The sequence below is a fragment of the Cupriavidus sp. 05N39 genome, assembly GCF_056397325.1.
Genome location: NZ_JBFTNE010000294.1, coordinates 1 through 500, shown reverse-complemented (window position 1 = coordinate 500; position 500 = coordinate 1). Strand labels below are relative to the sequence as shown.

Below are 500 nucleotides of genomic sequence, written 5' to 3'. Positions count from 1 at the left end.
GCCCAGCCGTGCATACAGGTCCAGCGCGGCACCGAGCTGGTCTTCGTAGTGCTCCACCGCGCAGCCGGTTTCGTGGTGGCCGATCAGGCGCACGCCTTTCTTCGCGCCATACGCCGACAGCGCCTCGATGTCGAAGTCGGCGGTGGGGCGGGTGAAATCGAAGGCGTCGCCGTTGCCCACCCAGTTGCCGTCCCAGCCGGGATTCCAGCCTTCCACCAGCACGCCACGGAAGCCGTGCGCGGCGGCGAAGTCGATCACCTTCTTCGTTTTCGCCGTGGTCGCGGCATGTTTCGGGCCGGTCGCCCAGCTTTCCTGGTCCAGGTGCATCGACCACCACACGCCCAGGTACTTGGACGGCTTGACCCAGCTCACATCACCCAGCGCGTTGGGCTCGTTGAGGTTGAGGATCAGGTCCGATTCGACCAGGCCGCCGGCGCGGTCGCTGATCTGCAGCGTGCGCCACGGGGTGGCGAAGGGCAGGGTGCGCCGCACCTTCCAGC

At 67.4% G+C, this 500-nt stretch carries 1 protein-coding gene; it reads right to left on the bottom strand.

Features of this window, described 5'->3' with window-relative positions; translation table 11 throughout:
- The coding region (locus tag AC1DN0_RS41375; protein ID WP_477146649.1) for a glycoside hydrolase family 97 catalytic domain-containing protein at positions 1–500 on the bottom strand (500 nt) is incomplete at both ends.